At 67.2% G+C, this 6,787-nt stretch carries 6 protein-coding genes; 2 read left to right on the top strand and 4 right to left on the bottom strand.

Annotated elements, in window-relative coordinates; translation table 11 throughout:
• The coding region (locus LF262_RS12840) for an SRPBCC domain-containing protein (protein ID WP_235780786.1) at positions 1 to 521 on the top strand (521 nt) is incomplete at its 5' end.
• A 38-nt stretch (positions 522 to 559) separates the two neighbouring features.
• Here LF262_RS12840 and LF262_RS12835 read toward each other — a convergent pair.
• The 4 genes from LF262_RS12835 to LF262_RS12820 all read right to left on the bottom strand — a co-directional run bounded on the left by LF262_RS12835 (position 560) and on the right by LF262_RS12820 (position 5,630).
• Positions 560 to 1,936 carry a DUF4032 domain-containing protein gene (locus LF262_RS12835; protein WP_235780785.1) on the bottom strand — a complete coding sequence of 459 codons (1,377 nt, stop codon included), beginning with the start codon at positions 1,934 to 1,936 and terminating at the stop codon, positions 560 to 562.
• Positions 1,937 to 2,061: 125 nt separating this feature from the next.
• Positions 2,062 to 3,144, bottom strand: a complete 1,083-nt coding sequence (locus LF262_RS12830) for an ABC transporter ATP-binding protein (RefSeq protein ID WP_235780784.1) — start codon at positions 3,142 to 3,144, stop codon at positions 2,062 to 2,064.
• Positions 3,145 to 3,380: 236 nt separating this feature from the next.
• Entirely contained in the window at positions 3,381 to 4,169 is a 789-nt protein-coding gene (gene otsB / locus LF262_RS12825; RefSeq protein ID WP_235780783.1) for a trehalose-phosphatase, read from the bottom strand.
• Between the two features lie 3 nt (positions 4,170 to 4,172).
• Positions 4,173 to 5,630 (bottom strand): alpha,alpha-trehalose-phosphate synthase (UDP-forming), encoded by a 1,458-nt coding sequence (locus LF262_RS12820; RefSeq protein WP_235780782.1) that lies wholly within the window; start codon positions 5,628 to 5,630, stop codon positions 4,173 to 4,175.
• A gap of 239 nt (positions 5,631 to 5,869) precedes the next feature.
• Here LF262_RS12820 and LF262_RS12815 point away from each other — a divergent pair, with 239 nt between their 5' ends.
• Positions 5,870 to 6,766: a DsbA family protein gene (locus LF262_RS12815; protein WP_235780781.1), complete on the top strand. Its 897-nt coding sequence runs from the start codon at positions 5,870 to 5,872 to the stop codon at positions 6,764 to 6,766.
• Positions 6,767 to 6,787 lie beyond the last annotated feature (21 nt).

The following is a 6,787-nucleotide window of genomic DNA, read 5'->3' as shown; positions in this document are numbered from 1 at the left end:
AGGGCTACTATCGGCCCATGGATTCCCTGTTCTCCCACGCCCCCCAGAGCGAGGGCGAGGCGGCAGCGGCGGGTGAGGCACCGCCGTCGCGCGTCTGCCGACTTTCCATACCCGCGCCCCGTGACCTCGTCTACAACGCCTTTGTCGATGACATTCACCTGTGGTGGCCCGCGGCCTACACCGGGTTCGGCGACGGCACCCACGTCTTCATCGAGGATGGCCTGGTTGGCGAGGAGGGGGACGATGGGCAGCTGCAGACGTGGGGCGAAGTGACATCCGAGGAGCCGGGTCGGTTCCTCGAGATGGCCTGGACGCTGGGCTGGCGCGCGGACGCACCGACGCGGGTGCGTGTGGAGTTCAGCGACGGGCCAGGCGTTACCCTCGTGGTCCTGACCCACGACGGCTGGGCGCGCGGCGCCGAAGGAGCGGAGCAGTTCGCGAAGTACAACGAGTGGCCGAGAATCGTCGGGCGTTTCGCAGCCTTCTTCGGCCAACCCGCCCCATCGGCTGAGGAAGGCTAGCGCCTGGTCTGGCTGCCGCTTGACGTGGCTCGGCCCCTTCAGCCCTCGAGCTCCTCCTCACGATGGCGGGCCTCCTCGCGCTCGATCACCTTGAGCATCTGCGTGTCGGGATGGAGCATGATGGCGGCCTCGTCGCGACGGTGGCGCAGCACGTTGTCGATGTAGGACTGGACGGTCTCGGCGAGCGGGACGTAACGCTCAAGCTGCTCCGACATGTACCAGCGGTGCTCGAGGACCTGATGGACGACCTCGGCCGGCTCGAGCTTGCCCGCGAGCTCCCGTGGGATAGCCCTCACGATCGGCTCGAAGACCTGCGTGACCCAGGCGTGCGCGCTGATCTCCTCATCCTGGCCAGGGTAGTTCTCGGCGCGGAACGTGTCCATGTCATTCAGGAGTCGGCGGGCCTGGTTCTCCTGGGCGTCAATGCCGGTAAGGCGCAGGAGGCGGCGCTGGTGATGGCCGGCGTCGACCACTTTGGGCTGGAGCTGGATCGTCGAGCCGTCCGGCGTCGTCTTGATCACGTACTCCTCGACGTCGAAGCCCAGCTCGTTGAGCTTGCGGATGCGGGCGGCCACACGCCACCTCTCGCCGAGCTCGAAAGACTCCTTCTCGGTGAGTTCAGCCCACAGGTTGCGGTAGGACTCCATGATCCGCTCGCTTGTCGCGACCGGGTCCACCTCCTCGTCGATGAGCCCGCCCTCGAGGAGGTCCATGAGCTCACCGGCGATGTTCACGCGCGCGATCTCGAGATCGTACTCGCGCTGGCCGGTCGAGAGGTCCGGGTACAGCTCGCCGGTCTCGGCGTCCACGAGGTAGGCAGCGAAGGCACCCGCGTCGCGCCGGAACAGCGTGTTCGAGAGCGAGACGTCTCCCCAATAGAACCCGACAAGGTGCAGCTGGACGAGCAGGAGGGCCTGGGCATCGATGAGGCGCGTCAGGGTGTCCCGACGCAGCTTCTGCGAGAAGAGCGCGCGGTAGGGGAGCGAGAACTTGAGGTGTCGGGTCACGAGGGCCGTGTCAAGCGGCCGTCCATCCGGGGTGTGGCGGTCCCGGATGACGGCCACCGGCTCCACGCACGGCACATCGAGCCGCTGCAGCTTGCGCAGCATGTGGTACTCGTGGCGAGCCACGTGCTCGCTGGTCTCCTTCACTGCAATGACCGAGCTGCCAAGTTTGGCGAACCGGACGATGTGCCGGGAGATGCCGCGGGGGAGTGCGGCGAGGTACTCGTCGGGCCAGTCCTCGAGCGCGATGTGCCAGGGGAGGTCGAGAAGCTCGGGGTCCGCCACGGCGGCCGTGATATTGAGCGAGCTGAGGGTGGCCGGCCGCTCCTCTAGCGGATCGCGCCAGGGCAGCTTGCCCACCTCGTCGTAGTCCGTGGGCTCGTCCTGCCAGGTGGCGCTCTGGTCGGTCATGGGTTCCATTCTTCCGCGGTTCGTGCGAGGTGGGGCCCCTTCAACGCGATGTGCCCGCCGGGGAGGACCGGCGGGCACATCGCGTTGTGAACAGGTGCGCGGGTTCTCAGCCCGTCTTCTTGGTCTCAGTCGCCGAGGCGCTCACCCGTCTTGGTGTCGAACAGGTGGACGTGGCCCTGCTGCGGACGAACCCAGATGGTCTCGCCCTTCGCCGGAGGCTTACGGCCGTCGGCCCTGGCGACAATGTCGTGGTTCTGGCCATCCAGATTCGTGTGCCCGTAGACATACGCATCCGCGCCGAGCTCCTCGACTACATCGACCTCGACCTGCAGGCCTTCGCCCTGCGGGGCCGTCTGGAGGTCCTCGGGACGGACACCGACCGTGACGGTGGAGCCCGTGGCCTCCGAGAGCACCTCTCGCGCAACCGGGTAGACCGCGCCCCCGAACTTCACGCCGCCATCGGCCTCGGGGAGCTCGAGCAGGTTCATGGCGGGGGAGCCGATGAACCCGGCAACGAACACGTTCGACGGGCGGTCGTAGAGATTGCGCGGGGTGTCGACCTGCTGCAGCAGCCCGTCCTTGAGCACCGCGACGCGGTCCCCCATGGTCATCGCCTCGACCTGGTCGTGAGTGACGTAAACGGTGGTGACACCGAGTCGACGGGTCAGCGAGGCGATCTGCGTACGAGTCTGGACGCGGAGCTTCGCATCCAGGTTCGAGAGCGGCTCGTCCATGAGGAAGACCTGCGGGTTGCGGACAATCGCGCGGCCCATGGCGACGCGCTGGCGCTGGCCGCCGGAGAGGGCCTTCGGCTTGCGGTCGAGGTACGGCTCAAGGTCGAGGAGCTTTGCAGCCTCCCTGACGCGCTGGGCGCGTTCCTCCTTGGAGACACCCGCGATCTTGAGCGCGAAGCCCATGTTGTCCGAGACACTCATGTGCGGGTACAGGGCGTAGTTCTGGAAGACCATCGCGATGTCGCGGTCCTTCGGCGGGACGTCCGTGACGTCGCGGTCACCGATGAGGATGCGGCCCGAGTTGACGTCCTCGAGGCCCGCGAGCATGCGCAGGGAGGTTGACTTGCCACAGCCGGAAGGGCCAACTAAAACGAGGAATTCGCCGTCCGCAATCTCGATGTTGAGCTTGTCGACTGCCGGTTTTTCGGTGCCGGGGTAAAGGCGCGTTGCATTGTCAAACGTAACTGTAGCCACAGTCATCGATCCCTTCACCGGCAGGTACGTGCCGGACGATCCGTAGTGAATGGTTCATGTTATTCAGTTGTGTCCCGCGAAGGGGAGCGCCACACTGGCCGCCGAATTGCGGCGCCGCCAGTTTGGCACACCCCGAGAATCGGGGGCAGCGCCCTCGCTCACACTGGGAGTATGGCACACATCACATCGCGCGAGGAAATGTCGCCGCCGTGACGTCCACGATGTGGAATGAGCGCTCACGAAGTGCGTTGGGCAGGCAGCTCCGATCTGAGCTGCGCCAGAAGGGCGACGATCTCAGCGATGTCCTCAGGGCTGCCCACGCGGAAGGAGGCCGCGGTATCCCCGGTGCCGACCTTGACACCGACGTCGCCCGCCTCCAAGGCGAGGAAGCCGTCCTCGTCGGTGACGTCGTCGCCGGCGAAGAACACCGCGTCCGCCTCGGTGACCTGCCTGAGGAAGGCCAGGCCCTCGCCCTTGGTGGCATGCACTACCGACCCCTCAAGGACCTCCTTGCCATCCTTGAGGAAGACATCAGACCGGGAGGCGAGCTGCTTGCGCGCGGACTCGACGGCTCTGGCAGCGTCCTTGCGGTCGGCCTGCCTTGTGTGGAGGACTCGACCCGCCGGCTTCTCCTCCACCCACGTGCCAAATGCCTGGGAGGAGACGTCAGTGAAGACGCGGTGCAGGACCTCGAGCGCATCGCGCTGGTCCGGGTCGAGGGTCACGGGATGCTCCTCGCCACCGAGGCGGACCTCCGCGCCGTGGCTGCCGATGAGGAGTGTGCGGACGTCCGGGCTCGCGACCGCCATGAGGCTTGCGAGGGCGCGCCCCGATACGTACGCCGTCCAGGTCCGGGGCAGGGACGTGAGGCGCACGACGGCGTCTGCGGTCGCGGGAAGGGGCCGTGCCTCCTCGGCGCGGGTCACGATCGGCGCGACCACGCCGTCGAAGTCGAGGGCCACGAGCAGCCTTTCCGACGTCGCCAGGTGTCCGAGCGCGCTGCGGAGGGATTCATCAATGCCCATGTCTCAGACCTCTTTCAGACGGGCGAGGAATGACGAGGACCATTCCTCGACGTTGTGGACCACGATCTGTCGCCGCATCGCCTTCATACGCCGCGTCGCGACTCCGCGCGGAAGCGTGATCGCAGTGGTGATGGCGTCCTTGAGGCCCGAGATATCGTGTGGATTGACCAGCAGGGCCTGTCGGAGTTGGTCCGCCGCCCCAGTGAACTCTGAGAGCACGAGAGCGCCCGTCCCCTCAGAGCGGGCGGCGACGTACTCCTTCGCCACGAGGTTCATGCCGTCCCGCAGCGCGGTGACAAGCATGACGTCGGCGGCGAGGTACAGCGCGACCATTTCCTCGGCGGGGTAGGAGTGGTGGAGGTAGCGCACGGCGGTGTGCTGCATCGTGTCGAACGTGCCGTTGATCCGGCCCACCGTCCCCTCGATCTCCTCGCGGAGGATCCGGTACTGCTCGACCCGCTCCCGGCTCGGGCTCGCAACCTGGATGAGCGTGACGTCCCCGACCTTGACCCGCCCGTCCGTGAGGAGCTCTTCGTATGCCTTGAGGCGATGACGGATGCCCTTGGTGTAGTCGAGCCGGTCCACGCCGAGCATGATCGTGGTGGGGTCGCCGAGGTCACGGCGGATCTGCCGGGCCTGCTCGATGATGTCCGGGCGTTGGGCCAGCTCTGAGATGCGGGCGGTGTCGATGGAGATGGGGAACGCCTCGGCCCGCACCTCGCGCACACGAGGCAAGCCGGCGCCGTCGTGCGTCATGTCCCTCACGCTCAGGTGCGTGCCCTTCCCGGTGGCCCGCGTGTAGCGGCGCGCCGCGCGGGAGAAGTTCGCCGCATCGTTGGGCCGCTGGAAGCCGAGGAGGTCGGCGCCGAGCAGCCCTTCGAGGACCTGCCGTCGCCACGGCAGCTGCGCAAAGATCTCCTGCGGGGGGAACGGGATGTGGTTGAAAAAGCCGATCTTCAGATCGGGCCTGAGCGTGCGGAGCATGGCGGGGACGAGCTGGAGCTGGTAATCCTGCACCCACACCGTGGCTTCCTCTGCCGCGTGTGAGGCCGCCGCATTCGCGAAGCGCTGGTTGACCCGCTCGTAGGAATCCCACCAGGCGCGGTGGAACTCCGGGGGCGCGATGACGTCGTGGTAAAGGGGCCAGAGGGTTGCGTTCGAGAAGCCCTCGTAGTAGTTCTCGACCTCATCGGTGGAGAGCGGCACCGGCAGGATCTGGATTCCCTCGTCCTCGAACGGGCTGACCTCCTCGTCGGGGGCCCCATGCCAGCCGACCCACGCGCCGTCGGAATTCTCCATGACCGGGGCGAGCGCCGTGACCAGGCCGCCGGGGGAGCGCCGCCACCCCGAGTTCTCGCCCTCGCCCACGCGGTCGACGGGAAGGCGGTTGGAGACCACGAGGAAGTCATACTGTTGGTCAGGCGCGGCCCTTCCCGTGGTCGGTTCTGTCCTCTGGCTCACGATCAGCCCCTTCGGGTACTCCTAGTGGATATTCCCACCCTACCCGGGGCGCCCTGAGCGGCACGTCACACCGTTCCCGCGGAACTCGGTGGAATCATGGCACGTTGGCTTGTGAGGAAGCCTGACGGGGCTCGTGCGCCGTGGGCGTGGACGCGGTCGAGGCGTGCGCTCCACTACACTGGGCCCGTCGCCGTCACCCGTGTGCCTGAAGGCACGCCGCGAACCGATCACGAGGAACGATGAGCCCCGCCAATCAGCCACGACAGACCAAGGCAGAGCGCACCGCCGCCGCACGCGAGAAGGCCCGCCAGATCCGCGAGGAGCAGCAGAAGCGGGAGCGCCGCAACAAGCTGCTCATCCGGTGGGGGGTGGTCGTCGCGCTCGTTGCGGTGATCGCGGTGGTTGCCCTTGTAGTCACAACGTCGATGCGGCAGAACGCGCCGATCGGGGACAGCGGGCCCCGGGCCGCGAACACGAACCAGTACGGCGGCGTGACTCTCGGCAAGGGCGGCGACGTCAAGACGGTCCCGGCCGGGACGGTCAACGTCTCTGATGTGCCTACGCCCTCGGCGAAGCCCTCTGCCGGCGAGCCCGCCAATGCGCCCGGCGTGGAGGCGTCCGCGAAGGGCGAGCCGGTCAAGGTGGTCATGTACGTCGACTTCATCTGCCCGATCTGCAAGCAGTTCGAGGACACCTACGGGGACAAGCTCAACCAGGCGCGCAACGACGGCAAGATCACGCTCGAGTACCGGGTGCTCGGCTTCCTGGACCAGCAGTCGTCCACGAACTACTCCTCGCGTGCGGGGAACGCCGCGGCGGCCGTCGCCAACTTCCACCCGGAAAAGTACGCCGACTTCCTCGCCGCGCTGTACGCGCAGCAGCCCGCCGAGGGCAGCTCTGGCCTCTCCGACCAGAAGCTCAAGGACATCGCCAAGGGCCTCGGGGCGGACATCAGCCAGGCCGTTGACGACAAGACCTACCGGCCGCAGGTCAAGTACGACACCCAGCTCGCCTCCTCCTCCGGCGTGACCGGCACGCCGACCGTGTACGTGGACGGCAAGCAGTGGGGCGTCGGCGACGCCGCAAAGACCCCGTTCGACCAGTTCCTCGACGCCGCGATCTCCGCGAAGGGCTGACCCCCACCGGTGGCTGACCTA

It is taken from the genome of Sinomonas notoginsengisoli, assembly GCF_021554725.1.
Lineage (GTDB): Bacteria > Actinomycetota > Actinomycetes > Actinomycetales > Micrococcaceae > Sinomonas > Sinomonas notoginsengisoli.
Note: the sequence above shows the minus strand (reverse complement) of the source record. Positions and strands in the feature narration are given on the sequence as shown.